The 18,458-nt window shown below is 69.0% G+C and carries 15 protein-coding genes and 1 tRNA gene; 8 read left to right on the plus strand and 8 right to left on the minus strand.

Annotated elements, in window-relative coordinates; genetic code table 11:
- Positions 1 to 34: 34 nt before the first annotated feature.
- Genes OG984_RS22040 through OG984_RS22065 form a run of 6 tightly spaced genes read right to left on the minus strand, consistent with a single transcriptional unit; the run spans position 35 to position 4,677 of the window.
- Positions 35 to 1,060, minus strand: coding sequence for an ion channel (locus OG984_RS22040; RefSeq protein ID WP_328528320.1), 1,026 nt, complete (start codon positions 1,058 to 1,060; stop codon positions 35 to 37).
- Positions 1,060 to 2,631 (minus strand): polyamine aminopropyltransferase, encoded by a 1,572-nt coding sequence (locus OG984_RS22045; protein ID WP_328528321.1) that lies wholly within the window; start codon positions 2,629 to 2,631, stop codon positions 1,060 to 1,062. Before OG984_RS22045 ends, OG984_RS22040 begins: the two co-directional genes overlap by 1 nt.
- On the minus strand, positions 2,628 to 3,050 hold the full coding sequence (locus OG984_RS22050; protein ID WP_328528322.1) for a DUF350 domain-containing protein: 423 nt from the start codon (positions 3,048 to 3,050) through the stop codon (positions 2,628 to 2,630). Before OG984_RS22050 ends, OG984_RS22045 begins: the two co-directional genes overlap by 4 nt.
- Positions 3,051 to 3,075: 25 nt before the next feature.
- Entirely contained in the window at positions 3,076 to 3,558 is a 483-nt protein-coding gene (locus OG984_RS22055; protein ID WP_328528323.1) for a DUF4247 domain-containing protein, read from the minus strand.
- Complete coding sequence (locus OG984_RS22060) at positions 3,551 to 4,063, minus strand: DUF2617 family protein (RefSeq protein WP_328528324.1); 513 nt, start codon at positions 4,061 to 4,063, stop codon at positions 3,551 to 3,553. The genes OG984_RS22055 and OG984_RS22060 overlap by 8 nt, the downstream gene beginning before the upstream one ends.
- A complete protein-coding gene (locus OG984_RS22065) occupies positions 4,060 to 4,677 on the minus strand; it encodes a DUF4178 domain-containing protein (protein ID WP_328528325.1) in 618 nt (205 codons plus the stop codon). Before OG984_RS22065 ends, OG984_RS22060 begins: the two co-directional genes overlap by 4 nt.
- Positions 4,678 to 4,889: 212 nt before the next feature.
- Between OG984_RS22065 and tmk the strand changes: the two genes are divergently transcribed.
- From tmk to OG984_RS22085, 4 genes are all read left to right on the plus strand, one after another.
- On the plus strand, positions 4,890 to 5,540 hold the full coding sequence (gene tmk / locus OG984_RS22070) for a dTMP kinase (protein WP_328528326.1): 651 nt from the start codon (positions 4,890 to 4,892) through the stop codon (positions 5,538 to 5,540).
- On the plus strand, positions 5,537 to 6,697 hold the full coding sequence (locus tag OG984_RS22075) for a DNA polymerase III subunit delta' (protein ID WP_328528327.1): 1,161 nt from the start codon (positions 5,537 to 5,539) through the stop codon (positions 6,695 to 6,697). Before tmk ends, OG984_RS22075 begins: the two co-directional genes overlap by 4 nt.
- The gene (locus OG984_RS22080; protein ID WP_328528328.1) at positions 6,694 to 8,202 is read left to right on the plus strand and encodes an alpha/beta hydrolase; all 1,509 of its coding nucleotides are present in this window, start codon (positions 6,694 to 6,696) and stop codon (positions 8,200 to 8,202) included. The genes OG984_RS22075 and OG984_RS22080 overlap by 4 nt, the downstream gene beginning before the upstream one ends.
- A gap of 111 nt (positions 8,203 to 8,313) precedes the next feature.
- On the plus strand, positions 8,314 to 8,916 hold the full coding sequence (locus OG984_RS22085; RefSeq protein WP_328528329.1) for a hypothetical protein: 603 nt from the start codon (positions 8,314 to 8,316) through the stop codon (positions 8,914 to 8,916).
- A gap of 103 nt (positions 8,917 to 9,019) precedes the next feature.
- Here OG984_RS22085 and OG984_RS22090 read toward each other — a convergent pair whose 3' ends face one another.
- Positions 9,020 to 9,946 carry a LysR family transcriptional regulator gene (locus OG984_RS22090; RefSeq protein ID WP_328528330.1) on the minus strand — a complete coding sequence of 309 codons (927 nt, stop codon included), beginning with the start codon at positions 9,944 to 9,946 and terminating at the stop codon, positions 9,020 to 9,022.
- A gap of 300 nt (positions 9,947 to 10,246) precedes the next feature.
- Here OG984_RS22090 and OG984_RS22095 point away from each other — a divergent pair.
- The 4 genes from OG984_RS22095 to OG984_RS22110 all read left to right on the plus strand — a co-directional run bounded on the left by OG984_RS22095 (position 10,247) and on the right by OG984_RS22110 (position 16,878).
- A tRNA-Thr gene (locus OG984_RS22095) sits at positions 10,247 to 10,319 on the plus strand.
- Positions 10,320 to 10,535: 216 nt separating this feature from the next.
- Positions 10,536 to 12,812 carry an immunoglobulin-like domain-containing protein gene (locus tag OG984_RS22100; RefSeq protein ID WP_328528331.1) on the plus strand — a complete coding sequence of 759 codons (2,277 nt, stop codon included), beginning with the start codon at positions 10,536 to 10,538 and terminating at the stop codon, positions 12,810 to 12,812.
- Positions 12,813 to 12,822: 10 nt separating this feature from the next.
- The gene (locus OG984_RS22105; RefSeq protein ID WP_328528332.1) at positions 12,823 to 15,378 is read left to right on the plus strand and encodes an alpha-L-arabinofuranosidase C-terminal domain-containing protein; all 2,556 of its coding nucleotides are present in this window, start codon (positions 12,823 to 12,825) and stop codon (positions 15,376 to 15,378) included.
- A gap of 9 nt (positions 15,379 to 15,387) precedes the next feature.
- Positions 15,388 to 16,878 carry a family 43 glycosylhydrolase gene (locus OG984_RS22110; protein ID WP_328528333.1) on the plus strand — a complete coding sequence of 497 codons (1,491 nt, stop codon included), beginning with the start codon at positions 15,388 to 15,390 and terminating at the stop codon, positions 16,876 to 16,878.
- A gap of 179 nt (positions 16,879 to 17,057) precedes the next feature.
- Here OG984_RS22110 and OG984_RS22115 read toward each other — a convergent pair whose 3' ends face one another.
- Entirely contained in the window at positions 17,058 to 18,359 is a 1,302-nt protein-coding gene (locus OG984_RS22115; protein ID WP_328528334.1) for an MFS transporter, read from the minus strand.
- Positions 18,360 to 18,458: the final 99 nt, after the last annotated feature.

The raw sequence follows: 18,458 nt of genomic DNA on the forward strand, positions 1-18,458 counted from the left end.
GGAATACCCGGTTGACCGGGTATTCCTACGCTCGTCAGCCGAGCGCCCCGGCGACCTCGTCGTAGTCCAGCCGGTCGGAGGCGATGTAGAAGAGCCGGGCGCCGGGGGTGACCGGGAGGTCCCACGGCGGGCTGACCTGAATCCCGTCGAGGGTTCGGACGGCGAGGAGCGTGGCACCGTGGCCGCGACCGAGAGCGCTTTGCCAGGTCTCGACGGTCACGGTGGCAACCCCGGACGGGACCGTGAGCGAGTAGGTGCCCTTGCCGCCGGCGGTGGCGAGCTCCTGGTAGACCTCCGCGATCCCGGGGTCGCTGAGCTCCTCGGCGATCAGCTGGGTGTTGTGCCACTGGACGCAGTGGACGGTGGTGTCGATGCGGAAGATCGTGCGCTGCACCCGCAGGTCACGCAGCGCCACGATCGTGTGCACCGCCGGGGCAGCGGTGTTGGCGGCGACGGTGAGCGTGACCGCCTCGTTGTCGTCACGCGCGTCGATCAGCACGCTGTGCGCGCCGGGCAGCCCGGTCCGGCCGAGCACTGAGAGGTCGGTGAGGTCGCCGCGTACGAAATGAAGGCGTTCCTCCCCGGCCAGCGGGTGCTCGGAGAGCTGGTCCTCCCAGGTCGCGAGCACGACCTCCCGTTCGGGCTCGGAGAGCAGCTCGGTAAGAAGCCGCTCGGTGCGTCCGGCGGTGTAGCCGAGCAGCACGATGTGGCTTCGTCCGCTGAAAGAGATCTCTCCACGCATGCGGCGTCCTTTGGTGTTCTCGATGATTGCCGAGATCCGGCTGAACAAGATGGCGAGGGTGGTGATGGAGCCGAAGACGACGTACGCCCCGACGAACCGGCCGCCGGTCGTCTCGGGGAAGAAGTCGCCGTAGCCGACGGTGGTCGCGGTGACCAGGAACCACCACCAGTAGTTGGCGGGGTGCACGATGTCGCTGCCCGGCTGGGCCAGCGCCATCGCGATCCAGCCGGTGACGAAGACGAAGCCGATGATCGCGAGGGGGAGCACCCAGGCGGAGTGTCGCGAGGTGCGCCGGACGAGTCGGATGAGGAAGTACATCAGTAGCCCACCCACCCGTGCCGGGCGTAGTCCAGGATCGCCGGGTCCAGCAGCGTGGTCACCGAGGTCGGCCGCTCGGCTCGGTCCGGCGGGAACGACGAGGCCGCCGCGAGCACGGCGTCGCTGGCGTAGCGGAGCCCGCCCGGCGCCTCGTCGTCGAGGGCGAGCTCAGGTGCCGTGCCGCCGCGGGAGGCGAGGACGTAGCCCCAGTTGCCGAAGGAGGGCACGTCCGCCTGGTAGGGCATGGTCCGGTAGCCGGCCTCGGCGAGGGTGTGCCGTACGGACCAGAAGGCGTCCGGTGCGAAGAACGGGCTGCCCGACTGCACGACCAGCCGCGCCGCCGGAGCCATCAGCCGGGAGATCATGCTGTAGTTCTCGACCGAGTAGAGCTTGGCCAGCGCGGTCGAGTCGGGGTCGGGGAAGTCGGCGATGACCACGTCGAACGGCGCCCCCGAGTAGTCGCGGACCCAGGAGAACGCGTCGTCGGCCACGTAACGCAGCCGCGGGTCCTCCAACGACCCCGACGTCAGCGACGAGACCGGATCGTAGGAGCGCGCCAGCGACACCACCGCCGGGTCGAGATCGACCAGCGTCACCGACGACACCGACCGGTAGCGCAGCACCTCGCGTGCCGCGAGCCCGTCCCCACCGCCGAGGATCAGCACCCGCTCGTGGGGCCCGTTCATCGCCGGATGGACGAGCATCTCGTGATAGCGGTATTCGTCCAAGGACGAGAACTGCAGGTCACCGTCGAGGAAGAGGCGTACGTCGTCGAACTCCGGCCCGAACGGAGCGCCCCGGGTCACCACGATCTCCTGGTAGTCCGAGCGCTCGGCGTGGATGATCGGGTCGCGATAGAGCGCCTGGCGGGCGTTGAGCTCGAAGGAATCGGCCATCACCGCGGTGGTGCCGAGCGCGACGGCGAGAGCGCCGCAGACGGCCGTGACGACTCCGCGACGCTGCCGGGTCCCGGCAAGCGCGACCCCGACCGTCCAGGCGGCGAGCACGTTCAGGGCAGCGGTGGCCACGGTGCCCACCAGCAACCCCAGGGTCGGCAGCAGCACGAACGGGAACGCCAGCCCGCCGATCAGCGCACCCACGTAGTCGACCGCATTGATGTCGGCCACCGCGAGCGAGGCCTGCTGGCGCCGGAGCCGCTGGAGGAGCTCCATCAGGAGCGGGATCTCGGCGCCCACCAGGGCACCGATCAGGAACGTCACCAGCAGCATCATCGGCGTGTAGAGATGCAGCCACGCGAACGAGGCGTACAGGGCCGGCACCGAGGCGCCGCCCACCGCGGCGAGCGCGATCTCCACGCCCACGAACGCTCGCAGCGGCCGCGCGGTGAGCGGCTTGGCGAGCACGGCGCCGACGCCCATCGCGAACATCGACACCGCGATCACCAGCGACGTCTGCGCGATCGAGTTGCCGAGCAGATAGCTCCCCAACGTCACCAGCGCGAGCTCGTAGACCAGCCCGCACGCCGCGCAGACGAACACCGCCGCGAGGACGAGCAGCCGGGCCGCTCGTCCCGCGGGCAGCGCAGGCAACGAAGGGAGGGACAAGCTCACGTGATCGAGGCCGCCACGATCACGCCGACGGACAGCTGCACCGCGACCGCGACCCAGATCGCCGGGTCGTCCTTGTCGTCGGTCATCAGCTCGCCGAGCCGGCCCGGCGTGAGCAGGTCGAGGATCACGAACGCGACCGCGAGCAGTGCGATCCCGACGAGCCCGTACGCAGCGGTCTCGGCGAGGCCCTGGAGGGTGTCCGCCTCCGCGGTGTAGATCGAGGTGGCCACGATCGTGGCGATCGCCACGACCGAGGAGCCGAGCAGCAGCGCAGGGTCGCGACGGTGCTCCACGAAGATCAGCTGCCCGAGCTTGCCGGGCGTGAGCAGGTCGATCACGTAGAAGCCGATCACCAGCAGGACCAGCCCGAGGGCGGCGAAGGCGACGGTGGACAGCAGTCCGCTCATGAGGTCAGTCATCGATTCATCTCCAGGTCTGAGGTGGTCACTTGCCGAATCCGCTGCCGCCGCCGCGGAAGGAATCACCGCTGCTGCCGCCACTGCTGTTGCGGCCGTAGTAGCTGTTCCAGCCCCACAGGCCGATCACGGTGCTGTGGTGCCGGTAGCCGCGGTCGTACTCGTAGAGGGTGATCGTCGATCCCGAGGGCGTACGCGGCTCCACGACCACCAGCCAGTCGTCGTCGTAGCGCAGGTAGTGGCTGGAGCCCTCGGCCCGGTTCTCGTCGGCGTCGGTGCCGCTCGCGATCTGGTTGGCGACCGACGACACGGAGCCGTCGTCCTCGAAGACGATCCCGGCGTCGCTGTCGGGGTCGGAGCCGCTGACGTGGTCGAAGTTCTTGCGCAGATACTTCTCGGGGCTGTTCCCGTCGCCCGACACGGCGATGGCGATGATGATGGCGAGCACGACGCACACCGCGACGATCGCCCATCCGATCAGCTTGCGGTTCGGGCCGTTCGATTCAGACACGTGCGCCCTCCTCGGGCCGGTAGCTGGTGACGGTGGCGACGATCTCGCCGGTCTGTGGGTAGGTGTGCCAGGTGCTCCAGGAGATCTGCTGCTCGCCGAGCTCGTCGAGCGCCAGCGCGGTCACCGCGTGCGGGTCGCCCGGGAAGTGCGCGACGACGGCGTCCGTACGTCCCTCCAACCGCTCCACGAGCTCCGATGCCCGCTCGGCGAGCTCCTCGGGATCCAGCCTGGCGACGTGTGAACCGAGGCTGTAGCCACCCTCCGCGTGCGCCGCGGGAAGGAACGTGGCCTCGGCGATCCCGCACGCGACGGTCTCGTGCAGGAGCGGGCGGTCGTGGCGGCGTACGACGACCTGGTGGCTGGCGCCCAGGACGCTCAGCGTGACGGTCAGGCCGTCCCCGAGGTGCACCGAACGAGAAGCCAGGGGAGTGCAGGCGACCGGTGCGAGGGTCCAGCGCAGGGTGTCTCCGCGTACGTCCGCGAACGGGACGTCGAGGAGCGTCACTCGTCGTCCAGCGTCGCGGGCCGGTCGGTGGAGGGGTAGACGGTCAGCTCGAACGGCTGCAGCACCTCGCCGAGGGAGGGCTCCCAGTTGCTGCCCCACTTCTCGAAGCCGAGCAGCTTGCCGTCGACCGACTTGTAGTCGGCGTACTCGGCCGTGCCCGACGGCGCCGTGCCGGTCGCGCCGGTGGCGGTGAAGGCCGCCGAGCCCTTCTCCTGCAGCCGGTAGGCGACGCCACCGACGATGACGTCGCGGTCACCGACGGTGCCCTGCTCGATGTCGCCGAGGGGGATCGCGTGCCACAGCGAGACCTCGAAGCTCTCGTCGTCCTCGATCGAGAGCCACTTCTTGCCCTCGGCGTCGTCGAGCATGTGCTCGGTCCAGCGGTAGCCGTGCTCGTCGAAGTCGATCCGCCCGCGGACGAACCAGTTGTGGCCGAGGTATTCGACGACGTCACCGTTGCGCACCTGGCGCAGCTGGTCGGAGGCATGCTTGTGCTGGTCGCCGATGAAGTCGTCGGGCTCCCGCTGCGCCGTCGGCCGCTGCCTGCTCTTCCAGAGCAGATAGGCCGCGACCGCGAGCGCGGCCAGCAGCAGGACGATCAGGACGTAGATCACCAAAGACTCCTTGAGGTCAGCGTGAGGACGACCCGAACCTTAACCTGGCTCCGGGACCTTCGACAGCCTCAATCGCCGCACGTGCGGGCGGCGTACCTCGGCCTTGTCGGTCCCACCCCGTAGGTTGGGCTCGTGAAGCGTCAGCGAGTGAACCATGGAGTCATCACGCAGCCGCGTCCGTATTCTGGCGCTTGCGCTACGGAGGTGGCTGCGTGAGGTTTCCCGGTGTCTATGCGGAGCACGGCGTCTTCGTGTGTTTCGAGGGCGGCGAGGGGTCGGGCAAGTCGACCCAGTCGCGGCTGCTCCACGAGGCGCTGACCGCCCGCGGCCACCGCGTCCTGCTGACCTTCGAGCCGGGGGACACGGCCGTGGGAAAGGACGTACGCCGCATCGTGCTGTCCCCGGAGACCGGTGATCTCGACGACCGCACCGAGGCGCTCCTGTTCGCCGCCGACAAGGCCGAGCACATCGAGTCGATGGTCCGGCCGGCGCTGGAGCGGGGCGAGGTGGTGATCACCGACCGCTACGTCGACTCGATGCTCGCCTACCAGGGTGCCGGCCGGGTTCTGGACGCCGCGCAGCTCGAGGAGGTGGCGCGGTGGGCGACCGCCGACCTGCGCCCCCACCTGACCGTGCTGCTCGATCTGGACCCGACGGCGGGGTTCACCCGATTCGCGGAGCGCGACCGGATGGAGCAGGAGTCGGCCGAGTTCCACCAGCGGGTGCGCGCGGCGTTCGTCGCGCTCGCGGAGCGCAACCCCGAGCACTATCTGGTGCTGGACGCCCGTGCCCCGGTCGAGGAGATCCACGCCGCGGTGCTGGCGCGGCTCGAGCCTCTTCTCGCCCAGGTGGTGACGGCATGAACGTCGCCACCACCTCCGTCTGGGACAACCTGGTCGGCCAGCGCCACGTCATTCCCACATTGCAGACCGCTGCGGCCGGCCACGGCATGACGCAGTCCTGGCTCTTCACCGGCCCACCGGGCTCGGGACGGTCCAACGCAGCGATCGCCTTCGCCGCCGCGCTGCAGTGCCCCGACGGCGGTTGCGGCCGGTGCCACGAGTGCCACACCGTGCTCACCGGCAGTCACGCCGACGTCAACCTGGTACGCACCGAGAAGCTGACCCTCGGTGTCGACGAGATCCGCGACCTGGTGCGCCAGTCCGCCCTGACCCCGGCTGGAAGCCGTTGGCAGATCCTGATCATCGAGGATGCCGACCGGCTCACCGAGCAGGCCAACAACGCCCTGCTCAAGGCGGTCGAGGAGCCCGGCGCCCGCACGGTGTGGATGCTCTGCGCGCCGACGGTCGAGGACGTCCTCCCGACCATCCGGTCCCGGTGCCGCCTGGTCACGCTGACCACCCCGACCGCTCCCGACGTCACCGCCTTCCTGCAGCGCACGCTCGGCGTCGACGAGGCAAGAGCCGCCTATGCGGCGCGCGCGAGCCAGGGCCACATCGGCCGCGCCAAGGCGCTGGCCCGCGACGACGACACCCGGCGCCGCCGTGAGCAGGTCGTCGCCTACCCGGCCAAGCTGCGCAGTCTGGCCGACGCGCTCAGGGCCGCCGGTGAGCTGGCCGCGGTCTCGAAGGAGGAGGCCGACGCCGTCACCGCCGATCTCGACGCGAAGGAGAAGGCCGACCTCGACGCCGGCTACGGCGTGGTCGACCGGGGCCGCCGGCCGCGGGAGTACGGACCGGCGCTGGCCGCGCTCGAGAAGGACCAGAAGCGCCGTGCCACCCGCCGCCACCGCGACGTGATCGACCGTGGGCTGATGGACCTGGTCTCCGTCTATCGCGATGCGATCACCCTCGCCGCCGGTGCGCCGGTGACGCTGGTCAACGAGGAGCATGGGCGCGAGATCGAGCAGATCGTCGCGTCCTCGACCCCCGAGCTCAACCTGCAGCGCATCGGCGCCGTCTTCGAGGCCCGTGAGCAGCTGCTGGAGTTCAACGTCCAGCCCCAGTTGGTGCTGGAAGCCATGATGGTGGCGCTGCTGCCGCCCGGAGGAGATCAGTGAACCGCAAAGCCGCTCTCGTCGTGATGTCAGCGCTCGCCCTGACGGGCTGTGGAGGCGGTGGCGGCACCCCGGATGCCGACCGGGTCAGTCCGAGCGCCGAGGCGACCGCGGCCCCCGCGGAAGGGTTGCAGACCTTCTACAGCCAGAAGCTGGACTGGAAGAAGTGCAACGGCGCATTCCAGTGCGCGACCCTCGAGGTCCCGCTCGACTACTCCGACCCGACCGGCCGCACCATCGACGTCGCGGTCATCAAGGACCCGGCCAACGAGAAGAAGATCGGCTCGCTGGCGATCAACCCGGGCGGCCCCGGCGGGTCCGGCATCGACTACGCGCTCTACAACAACCAGTCCTTCAGTCCCGCGGTCCGAGACTCCTACGACATCGTCGGCTTCGACCCGCGCGGTGTCGGGCAGAGCACCGCGGTCGACTGCCTCGACGACGAGGCGCTCGACGCCTACGTCGCGGTCGACCCCGACCCGGACACCCCCGCCGAGGAGAAGGCCTACGTCGACAGCGGCGTCCAGATGGCCAACGGCTGCGCCGCTCAGAAGGACGGCATCTCCGCCCACGTCAGCACCGTCGAGGCGGCCCGGGACATGGACGTGCTCCGGGCTGCGCTGGGTGAGGACCAGCTCGACTACTTCGGTGCCTCCTACGGCACCCAGCTCGGCTCGACCTACGCCGAGCTCTACCCCGACCGGGTCGGCCGGTTCGTGCTCGACGGCGCGATCGCCCCGGGCCTGAGCGTGCTCGACGCCAACCTCGCCCAGGCGAAGGGCTTCGAGGTCGCGCTCCGCTCCTACGTCGAGAACTGCGTCGACGAGGGCAGCTGCTTCCTCGGCGACACCGTCGACGACGGCGTCGAGCGCGTCCAGAAGCTGATGGCCGACATCGACGCCGAGCCGCTGCCCGCCGGCGACCGTGAGCTGACCGCGGGCAACGCCCTCTACGGCCTGATCACCCCGCTCTACGTCGAGTCCTACTGGCCCTACCTCACCGACGCCCTCGAGGCGGCGCTGAAGGGCGACGGGTCCCAGCTGATGAGCCTGTCGGACAACTACGCGGGCCGTGACCCCGAGGGTGGCTACTTGAACAACACGATGGAGGCCAACTGGGCGATCAACTGCCTCGACGACTCCTCCGGGCTCAGCCCGGAGGACGTACGCAAGCAGCTGCCCGCCTTCGAGAAGGCCGCTCCGACCTTCGGTGCCGCCCTCGCCTGGATGCTCAACGGCTGCGCCGCCGAGAAGTTCAAGGCCACCGAGCCCGAGCCGGAGATCGACGCCGAGGGTTCCAACCCGATCGTCGTCGTCGGGACCACCCGTGACCCGGCCACTCCCTACGAGTGGGCCGAGGACCTCGCGGAGGCCCTCGACTCCGGCGTACTCGTCTCCCGTGACGGCGACGGCCACACCGGCTACATGCAGGGCAACGGCTGCGTCGACGACGCCATCGACGACTACCTGGTCGATGGCAAGGTCCCCGACGACGGCTTGGAGTGCTGATCTACCCCATGTGGGGTGGGTCCTCACCGTTTCCGCCCGCTGGATCGCACTGACCCAGAGGATCACTTCTCGTAATTTCACTTCGAGAAGAAAGGTCACGAGCACGTGATCATGAACCAGCGAGTCCGTTCGACGACGAAGGCCTTCGCTGCCTCTGCGGTCGCCGCCCTGGCGATCGCGGTCGCCCCCGTCATCAGCCAGCCCGCCCACGCAGCCACGCCCCCAGCCACCGTGTCGGCCAAGGTCATCACCAAGGTCATCAAGGTCTCCGCCAAGCCGTACGGGACGAGGTCCTACCGTCCCGTCGGCAAGCTGACCGCTGGCGGTAACCCGATCAAGGGCAAGCGCATCCACCTGCAGAAGCGGGCCAGCGGTCGCTGGATGAACGTGACCTCCTGCGTGACGAACAGGTACGGCAAGTGCGCCGTCATCGTGACGCCGAAGGTCAGCCGCTACTACCGCTGGAAGTTCGCCGGTGATGCCAACCGCCGGGCAGACGTGTCCGCGTCGTTCTACCTGAAGAAGCGGGGAAGCGGAACGAGCACCTCGACCCTCGACTACACCTACGCCAACGGCGAGAAGGTCTACAACGCCACCTCGACCAACGACCTCGACTGCGGCGAGATCCCGGGCTACAAGAAGCCCGTCCGGGTCAACAACAGCTCCGACCCGTGGCGCCTCGACGCCGACGACGACGGCTTCGGCTGCGACTGATCCCGCCGAATCCTCACCTTTGGCGGCCGAATAGGTAGTTGTGGGCGACGAAACCACAGTTTCGTCGCCCACAACTGCATTCTCGGCCGCAAGAACGACCGATTCAGCGCCGGTGGACGGGGTCCGCGATGGCCTGGATCCGCTTCGTCGCCAGCTCGATCATCAGCGTGGCAGCGGGGGAGAGGGTGGCGTCGGTGCGGTGGACGATGGCGAAGGTGTCGTACGTCCGGGGCCGCAGTGACACCCACCCTGCCTTCGGCGCCAGCCGGGGGAGCAGCTGCTCGGCTGCTCCCTTGGCGATGACGCTGTCGGCGTAGCCCATCCCGACCAGCTCGACGGCCGTCTCGATGTCCTCGACCTCGATCCGGCTCGGCGGGTTGCGGCCGGTCTCGTGGAGCAGGTTGCGGATCGTGACCCGGGTGGGGTCCTCGGAGCTCCAGGTGGTGTCGGCCATCACCAGCGTCGCCAGCGAGAGTCGGTGAGGCGTGACCGGCGTCGCCAGGTGCGCGGGATCGGCCGAGATGTAGACGAGCTCGTCGCGGGCCACCGGTGTGACCTTCAGCCCCGGGCCGGAGACGCTGCCGACCAGCAGCATCGCTGCCTCGAGCCGGCCGCGTCGCAGGTCCTCCTGGACCTCGGTGGAGTTCTGCCCGATCAGCTCGACGCGTACGCCCGGATAGCGGTCGAGCACGTCGGCCACCAGCCCGGCCCCGCCGTAGAGCCGCGCGATCCCGAACATCCCGAACCGGATGGTCCCGGTCTCGAACTGCTTCACCGCCTGGACGGCCTTGCGCGCGTCCTCCGCGGCGGCGACCGTACGCTCCGCATGCGGCCTCAGCTCATCGGCCACCGCGGTCGGCACCACACCCCGCCCCACGCGCCGGAAGAGCTGGACGCCGAGCGTACGCTCCAGGCCTCTGACCTGCTCCGAGATCGACGGCTGCGCATAACCGAGCTCGTCGGCCGCCGCGGTCAGCGAGCCATGCTCGTAGACCGCGAGGAACACGCGAAGCTGGTGCAGCGACAACATAGAGACATCCTATGTCTTTTCAAGGAAAGATCGTCTACCTCTATGAGTCGCCGGCGGTCATCATTGAATCAGCACCACTGTGTCCGCAGTCGGTGGTTGATTCATGTTCCTAGGGGAGTAGAGCAGTAATGAAGCACGGCGTTCGCCGCCTGGGCCGCCTGATCGGCAAGGGGAAGCCCACCCGCACGACCATCGACGAGCACGTCGAGGCGCACCGTTTTAGTGTCGAGCGCGCAGTCTCGGTACACTCATCCGGTCCGCTCAACCAGACCCGCTACATGCGGTAACGGATGACGGTACGCCGCCTTAGCTCAGTCGGCAGAGCGTCTCACTCGTAATGAGAAGGTCGTCGGTTCGATTCCGACAGGCGGCTCCGACAGAACCCCCGTCCCACCAGCCGGATCTCGGCAGGAGTGGCGGGGGTTTCTTCGTGTCGTGCCCTCCGCGGGGTAAGGCCCACCGTTCCATCAGACGCCTCATGACTCTTGACGACCGCGCAGCCGCCCTGCTTATGTTAGCGCTCACATTCACGTGATGGAAGTCACATCACCTGGGTGCCCCCGCCCACAGCTGACCCTGGAGCGCGCCGATGGACCAGTCGAACCCGACCTCACACAACCCGCGCCGGAGGTACCTCGCGCGCACCCTGACGGCACTTGCCTCGTTCCCGTTGATCCTGGCCGGCCTGGTGCCCACCACCCCGGCGCATGGCGCGAGCGACGTAGGGCTCGTGGTCCACTACCCCCTCGACCAGACCAGCGGCACCACGGTCGTCGACGCGTCGGGCGCCGGCCGCGATGGCACGGTCGCCGGCGACACGACCTGGCTCGGCGGCGAGGGGCTCTCCCTCGGCGGCACCAACGGGCACGTCAGGCTGCCGAACGACGTGATGGCCGGCCTGACGTCGATCACCGTCTCGCTCGAGGTGAAGATCGCAGCGGACCAGGCCACGCCGTACTTCATCTGGGGCCTCGGCAACACCGGCTCCAACGGCTCGGGCAACGGCTACCTGTTCACGACCGGCAACGCCTACCGGACCTCGATCGCCACCGGCAACTGGAGCACCGAGCAGACGGTCACGGCGGGGCGCAACCTGGTCCGCGACACCTGGAAGACCATCAGCTACACGCTCGCCGACGGCACCGCGGTGCTCTACGAGGACGGGGTCGAGGTCGCTCGCCGCACCGGCGTGACCATCACGCCCGCTCAGATCGGCAACGGGGTCACGACCGCGAACTATCTCGGCCGATCCGTCTACAGCGGCGACCGTCATCTGAAGGGCCAGGTGCGCGACTTCCGAATGTACGACCGCGCGCTGACAGCGGCAGAGGTCCACGCGCTGGGCCACGTCACCGACGAGCAGCGCGTCGAGCGCGACCTCGCCTGGCTCGACCTGGGCGACACCTCCCGCGTCGTCAGTGACCTCTCGCTCCCGAGCAGCGGCCCGAACGGCTCCGCCCTCACCTGGGCCTCCTCCGACCCCACCGTCGTCTCCGCGACCGGCGACGTCACCCGCCCGCCGTACGGCAGCCCCGATGCCGCGGTGACCCTCACCGCCACGGCAACTCACGGCTCCGCCAGCCAGCCCGAGGAGTTCACCGTCAACGTGCCGGCCGACATCAGCGACGAGGAGAAGGTCACCCGCGCCGCGGCCGCGCTCAAGATCTGGGACGCCGACGGGATCCGCGGCAACGTCACCCTGCCGACCCAGGGCCTGCACGGCACGACCGTCAGCTGGACCTCCAGCGAGCCCGCCGTCGTGACCCCGACCGGCGAGGTCGACCGACCGGCGTACGGCGAGAAGGCCGTCCGCCTGGCTCTCAACGCCACCGTGAGCCTCGGCAAGGTCAAGGACAAGCGGCAGTTCCGGCTGACGGTCCTGCCGCTGCCCGAGCAGGAGCCGCTCGAGGGCTACACCTTCGCGTACTTCACGGGCGAGGGGACGGCCGACGGGGAGCAGGTCTACCTCGCCGCCAGCAGGGGCAACGACCCGCTCCACTGGGACGAGCTCAACGGCGGCCAGCCGATCCTGCGGTCGCAGCACGGCGACAAGGGCGTACGCGACCCGTTCATCATCCGCTCCCCGGAGGGCGACAAGTTCTACCTGATCGCCACCGACCTCAAGATCTACGGCAACGGCGACTGGGACGCCGCCCAGCGGCGGGGGAGCCGCTACATCGAGATCTGGGAGTCCACGGACCTGGTGAACTGGTCCGAGCAGCGACACGTCCGCGTGTCCTCGCCCCAGGCCGGGAACACCTGGGCGCCCGAGGCCTACTACGACGAGGGGATCGGCGCGTACGTGGTCTTCTGGGCCTCGAAGCTCTACGACGAGTCCGACCCCGAGCATGCCGGCAACACCCACAACCGGATGGTCTACGTCACCACCCGGGACTTCCGGACCTTCAGCGAGCCCAGGGTGTGGATCGACCCGGGCTACTCGGTGATCGACTCCACTGTCGTCGAGCATGCAGGGACCTACTACCGGTTCACCAAGGACGAGCGGAACAACACCTCCACCACGCCCTGCAGCAAGTTCATCGTCGAGGAGAAGGCCACCTCGCTGCTCGACCTGGACTGGAGCTTCGTCGCCGAGTGCATCGGCAAGGCCACCGCCGACAATCCGGGCATCGACCGCGGTGAGGGTCCGACGATCTTCAAGTCCAACACCGAGGACAAGTGGTACCTGTTCATCGACGAGTTCGGCGGCCGCGGGTACGTGCCGTTCGAGACCACCGACCTGGACTCGGGATTCTTCCGGATCTCCAGCGACTACCAGCTTCCCAGCCGCCCCCGCCACGGGACCGTCCTGCCGGTGACCAAGGCCGAGCTGGACCGCATCCGCACCGCCTACCGCGTGTTCTGAGGAGACCATCGTGCACAGAATCCGTCTGCTGACCGTCCTGTCCGCCGCCACCGTCCTCGCGCTGCCCCTGGCGTACGCCGCGCCCAGCCTCGGCGCCGACCGACGAGCCGCTGCGCCCGAGCCCGACTACACGATCACGGCCCACGCCGGTCGGTCCGGTCCCGAGATCAGCGACACGATGTACGGCGTCTTCTTCGAGGACATCAACTACGCGGCCGACGGTGGCCTCTACGCCGAGCTGGTGCGGAACCGGTCGTTCGAGTTCCTCCCGGTCGACAACCGCTCCTACACCGGCCTCACCGCCTGGACCCCGCGAGGCGTCGGTGGCGGGAGCGGGACCGCCACCCCCGTCAACGACGAGTCCCGGCTCAGCGAGCGCAACCGCACCTACCTGCAGCTCTCGCTGGCCAACGCCGGCGACGGCACGTACGGCGTCTCCAACAGCGGCTGGAACAACGGCGTCGCGCTCGAGGCCGGCAAGAGCTACGACTTCTCGGTCTGGGCTCGCTCGGACACCGCGGGCGGTACGCCGCTGACCGTGTCGCTGCGCGACGAGTCCGGCGCCACGACGTACGCCGCTCCGGTCCGGCTCCAGGTGAACGGCGACGCCTGGAGGAAGTACACCGGCACCTTCACCGCGAGCGCCACGACCGACTCCGCACGCCTGTGGCTGCAGGGCGGGGGCGTCGGCACCCTTCGCCTCGACATGGTCTCGCTGATGCCCGAGGACACCTTCATGGGCCGCGAGAACGGGCTGCGCAAGGACCTCGCCGAGAAGATCGCGGCGCTGAAGCCGGAGTTCGTGCGCTTCCCGGGCGGCTGCCTCGTCAACACCGGCAGCATGGCCGGCTACGACGCCGCCTCCGGCTGGCAGCGCGCCCGGTCCTACCAGTGGAAGGACACCGTCGGCCCGGTCGAGGAGCGGGCGACGAACGCCAACTTCTGGGGCTACAACCAGTCCTACGGACTGGGCTACTACGAGTACTTCCAGTTCTCCGAGGACATCGGGGCGATGCCGCTGCCGGTTGTGCCCGCGCTGGTCACCGGCTGCGGCCAGAACCGGGTCACCGACGACGAGGCCCTGCTGCAGCGCCACATCCAGGACACCCTCGACCTCATCGAGTTCGCCAACGGCCCGGTCGACTCCGAGTGGGGCGGCCTGCGCGCGGAGATGGGGCACCCGGAGCCGTTCGGGCTCACCCACCTCGGCGTCGGCAACGAGGAGAACCTGCCGACGGAGTTCTTCGAGCGGTTCGAGAAGTTCCGTGCGGCCATCGAGGCGCGCCACCCGGAGATCACGATCATCAGCAACTCCGGCCCCGACGACGAGGGCGCGCTCTTCGACCAGCACTGGGCGCAGAACCGGGCTGCCGGCGTCGACATGGTCGACGAGCACTACTACAACTCCCCGACCTGGTTCCTGCAGAACAACGACCGCTACGACAGCTACGACCGCAACGGGCCGAAGGTCTTCCTCGGCGAGTACGCCTCCCAGGACAACAAGCTCTTCAACGCACTGTCCGAGGCGGCGTACATGACCGGGCTCGAGCGCAACGCGGACGTCGTGCAGCTCGCCTCGTACGCCCCGCTGCTGGCCAACATCGATCAGGTGCAGTGGCGCCCCGACATGATCTGGTTCGACAACGACCAGTCCTGGGGCTCCGCGAGCTACCAGGTCCAGAAGCTGTTCATGAACAACGTCGGTGACCGGGTCGTCCCCAGCGAGGCGACCGGCAAGGTGATCCAGCCCCAACCCATCACCGGCGGTGTCGGCCTCTCCACCTGGGCCACCTCCGCGGCGTACGACGACGTGTCGGTCACCGCACCCGACGGGACCTCCCTGTTCGCCGACGACTTCGAGGACGGTGACGCCGAGGGCTGGAGCCCGCTGGCCAACCGGGGCAGCTGGTCGGTCGTCGACGGCGCCTACACCCAGACAGATGCTGCTGCCCAGGACACCCTGGTCGGGGCAGCGAACATCACCGCGAGCGACTACGACATCAAGCTCAGGGCCAAGAAGCTGTCCGGCGCCGAAGGTTTCCTGGTCGCGTTCGGCGTGAAGGACTCCGGCAACTTCTACTGGTGGAACATCGGCGGCTGGAACAACACCCGCACCGTCGTCGAGAAGGCCACCAACGGCGGCAAGGAGACCCTGATCGCCCGTGAGGGTCACTCGGTCGAGACCGGACGCACCTACGACGTACGCATCGAGGTCCGCGGCACTCATGTCCGGCTCTTCCTCGACGGCCAGCTCTTCCAGGAGCTCGAGGACGACCAGGTCACCGAGCCGTTCGCGCAGGTGGTCACCCGCGACGACGCGACCGGCGACCTGATCGTCAAGGTCGTCAACGCCCAGGCCGAGCCCGCGGTCACCCGGGTCGACCTCGGCGTCAAGGTCGCCTCGAGGGCGGAGATGACCGTGATCAGCGGCGACCCGGAGGACCAGAACACCCGTACGGCGCAGCCCATCAAGCCGGTGACGAGCACGATCCGGGGCGTGGACAGCACCTTCACGCGCACGTTCGCGCCGTACTCCGTGACCTTCATCCGCATCCAGACCCGGTAGGGAGCACTCATGTCCGATCACCTGAACCACCTCAGTCTCCGGGCCGGCCTCAGCAGGCGCCACCTCCTGCAGGCCGGGGTCGGCCTCGGGGCAGCGGCCGCCCTCGCCGGGCAGGTCGCGCCTGCCGCCGCGGCACCGCCCGTACCGATGCCCAGCGACGCCGAGATCTGGGGAGTGCCGACCCTCAACCCGCTCGTCGAGCGCCGGGCCGACCCGTTCGTCACCCCGCCCGTCGACGGGATGTACTACCTGACCGGCTCCGTACCGGAGTACGACCGTCTGGTGCTCCGCGGGTCGGCCTCGCTCGCCGGCCTCGCCACCGCGGCGGAGTCGGTGATCTGGCGCCGCCCCGCGAGCGGAAAGATGGGCGGCCACATCTGGGCGCCCGAGCTGCACCGCATCGACGGCCGCTGGTACGTCTACTTCGCAGCCGGTGACTCAGACGACGTCTTCCGGATCCGGATGTACGTCATGGAGTCGACGCTCGCCGACCCCCGCGACCCGGCCGGCTGGGGTGCTCCACAGCAGATCATCACGCCGTGGCAGAGCTTCGCCCTCGATGCCACCACGTTCGAGCACGGGGGCCGCCGCTACCTGGTCTGGGCGCAGAGCGAGCCCGAGATCGCGGTGAACACCAGCCTCTACATCGCCGAGATGAGCTCGCCGTTCGCGATCAGCACCTTCCCGGCGCGGATCGCGACCCCGACCCGCAGCTGGGAGGTGCAGGGCTTCAAGGTCAACGAGGGCCCTGCCGTGCTGGTCCGCAACGGGCGCGTCTTCATGACGTTCTCGGCCAGCGCCACCGACTCGCGCTACTGCATGGGCCTGCTGACGGCGTCGGCGGACGCCGACCTGCTCGACCCGGCGTCGTGGGTCAAGAACCCCGAGCCGGTGTTCACGACGAACGTGCAGACCGGGCAGTACGGCCCCGGGCACAACTCGTTCACGGTCGCCGAGGACGGCGTGACCGACGTCCTCGTCTACCACGCCCGGGACTACCGCGACATCACCGGAGACCCGCTCTACGACCCGAACCGGCACGCGCGCGTGCAGAAGGTGGTGTGGCACGAGGACGGCACACCCATGTTCGGGGTCCCGGTCGGGAAGGGTGGGCCGATCGTTCGGCTCACCCCGCTGGACGCGCCAGGCTCGTTCGTACGCCACTACGAGTACGTCGTGCGCGTGGACCATGCCCCGAGAGAGCTCGCCGACAGCCAGTTCCGCTTCGTCCCCGGCCTGGCGGGCGACGGCTCGGAGTCGCTGCAGTCGGTCAACTTCCCCGACCGGTACATCCGGATCACCGGGGGCACGGTCCGGATCGACCCGGTCGAGCCGGGCCCGGCGTACGCCGCTGAGGCCAGCTTCCGCCGGATCCCGGTCAAGGGTGGGATCTCGCTGCAGGTGGCCACGGATCGTGGCGACTACCTCCAGCACGATCGCGGTGCGCTCACCGGCGGTGGTGCCGTGGGACGGCGCTCCAGCACCTTCACCCTGAGCTGAGTCAGACCCGAGCGGACGAGAACATCGGTTACCAGATGTCGAGGTTTGGTGACGCTCGACACCGGATGCGTGCTATCACTTCCGAGTGCGGTCCGGGCGCCCACGTTGCTGGAGTACCCCCCACTCGGTCGCGAGGGCGTCCAGGACCGCACGCCAAGTCCGTCCCGGCCGTCCACGGATCACGCGTGATCCGCGGGCACGGGCTCGACCGACGGCTCGGTGTGCGGCCCGGCCCACCAGACGATGGTGGTGATCACACCGATCACCAGCAGTGCGCTGGTCAGCCAGAACGGGTAGGTGCGGTCGATCCCGGAGAGCCATCCGGAGATCCAGCCGAACGGGGCGGCCGCGAGCATCACCGCGGTGCGTTGCAGCGCCATCACCCGTGACCGCTCGGCCTCGTCGACGTGGAACGCGACGAGCGACTCCGAGAGCATGAAGAGCATCCCGGCGCCGAAGCCGTCGAGGAGGAGGCACACCCCCAGAAGCGCGTACGTCACGACGTCGGCGTCACCCTCGGCGGCCGGGATCAGGACAAGGACCAGCTGGCCGGCCAGGTAGATGCCGAATCCCCACAGGGTTGCCTGCTTGAGGTCGTGGCCCGAGGTCAGCCGGCGGATCAGGGTGAAGAGGAAGAGCACCGACAGCAGGGAGCGCACCATCGGGAAGAACGGCAGCACCGGGTCGGGCACATGGAGGTGCTGGTTGACCATGACCTGCCAGAAGGTCCCGTTGACGAGGGTGACCGCCGCGACCAGGGCGGCGATGGCCAGCGCCAGGAGCGAGCCCCGCGAGCGGCCCAGCAGCCTCGCGGCCTCGCGGTAGCCGACGAAGAGCCGCCAGAGACTCTCGTGCCGGGTCTCCTCCATCCGGATGCGTCCTTGGCGGGTCTCGGTGGAGGCGGCGTACAAGAGGATGACCTTGGCCAGCATCACCACCGCCGCGTTGATGAAGAGCACCCGCACCGCCGGCTCCAGACCGAACTGCGCGACCATGAAGGCGGCGATCGGGGCGAACAGCGCCGAGCAGTCGGCCGCGACCCGCACGAGGGAGTAGATGCCGGTGAGCTGGTCGCGCTCGGCATCCTCGACCATCAGGCAGTCCCAGGCGTTCGCGGTGACCTGCAACGCACCGTTGAGCAGCGACGCGGCCAGGAAGGCCCAGAAGTCCTGGGCGAATGCCCAGATCAGACACGGGATCACGAAGGCGATCACGTCGAAGACCGCGTTGGTCAGCCGGCGCCCCATCCGGTCGGTGATGATGCCGCCGGCGAGCCCGAAGAACACCTGCGAGATCATCCCGGCGGTCGCCAGCAGGCCGATCTGGGCGTCGTGAAGGCCGAGCGTGAGCATGAAGACGGAGAGATACGGCAGCACCAGCGCCATCGACAGACCCCACATCGGCTCGGTCCACACGCAGGCGCGCGGGTTACCACGGAGGTGGATCAGGGTGTGCCACAGGGAGCCGGGGGAGGATGCCACCGGGTCAGTGAACCAGGTGTGACGGCCCGCTGGATAACGATTTCGCCGCGGGCGAGATGGGTGGTCGTGGCCGCCGACTTGGACGTTAGTCTTGGTCGC

The sequence above is a fragment of the Nocardioides sp. NBC_00368 genome, assembly GCF_036090055.1.
Taxonomy (GTDB): Bacteria; Actinomycetota; Actinomycetes; order Propionibacteriales; family Nocardioidaceae; genus Nocardioides.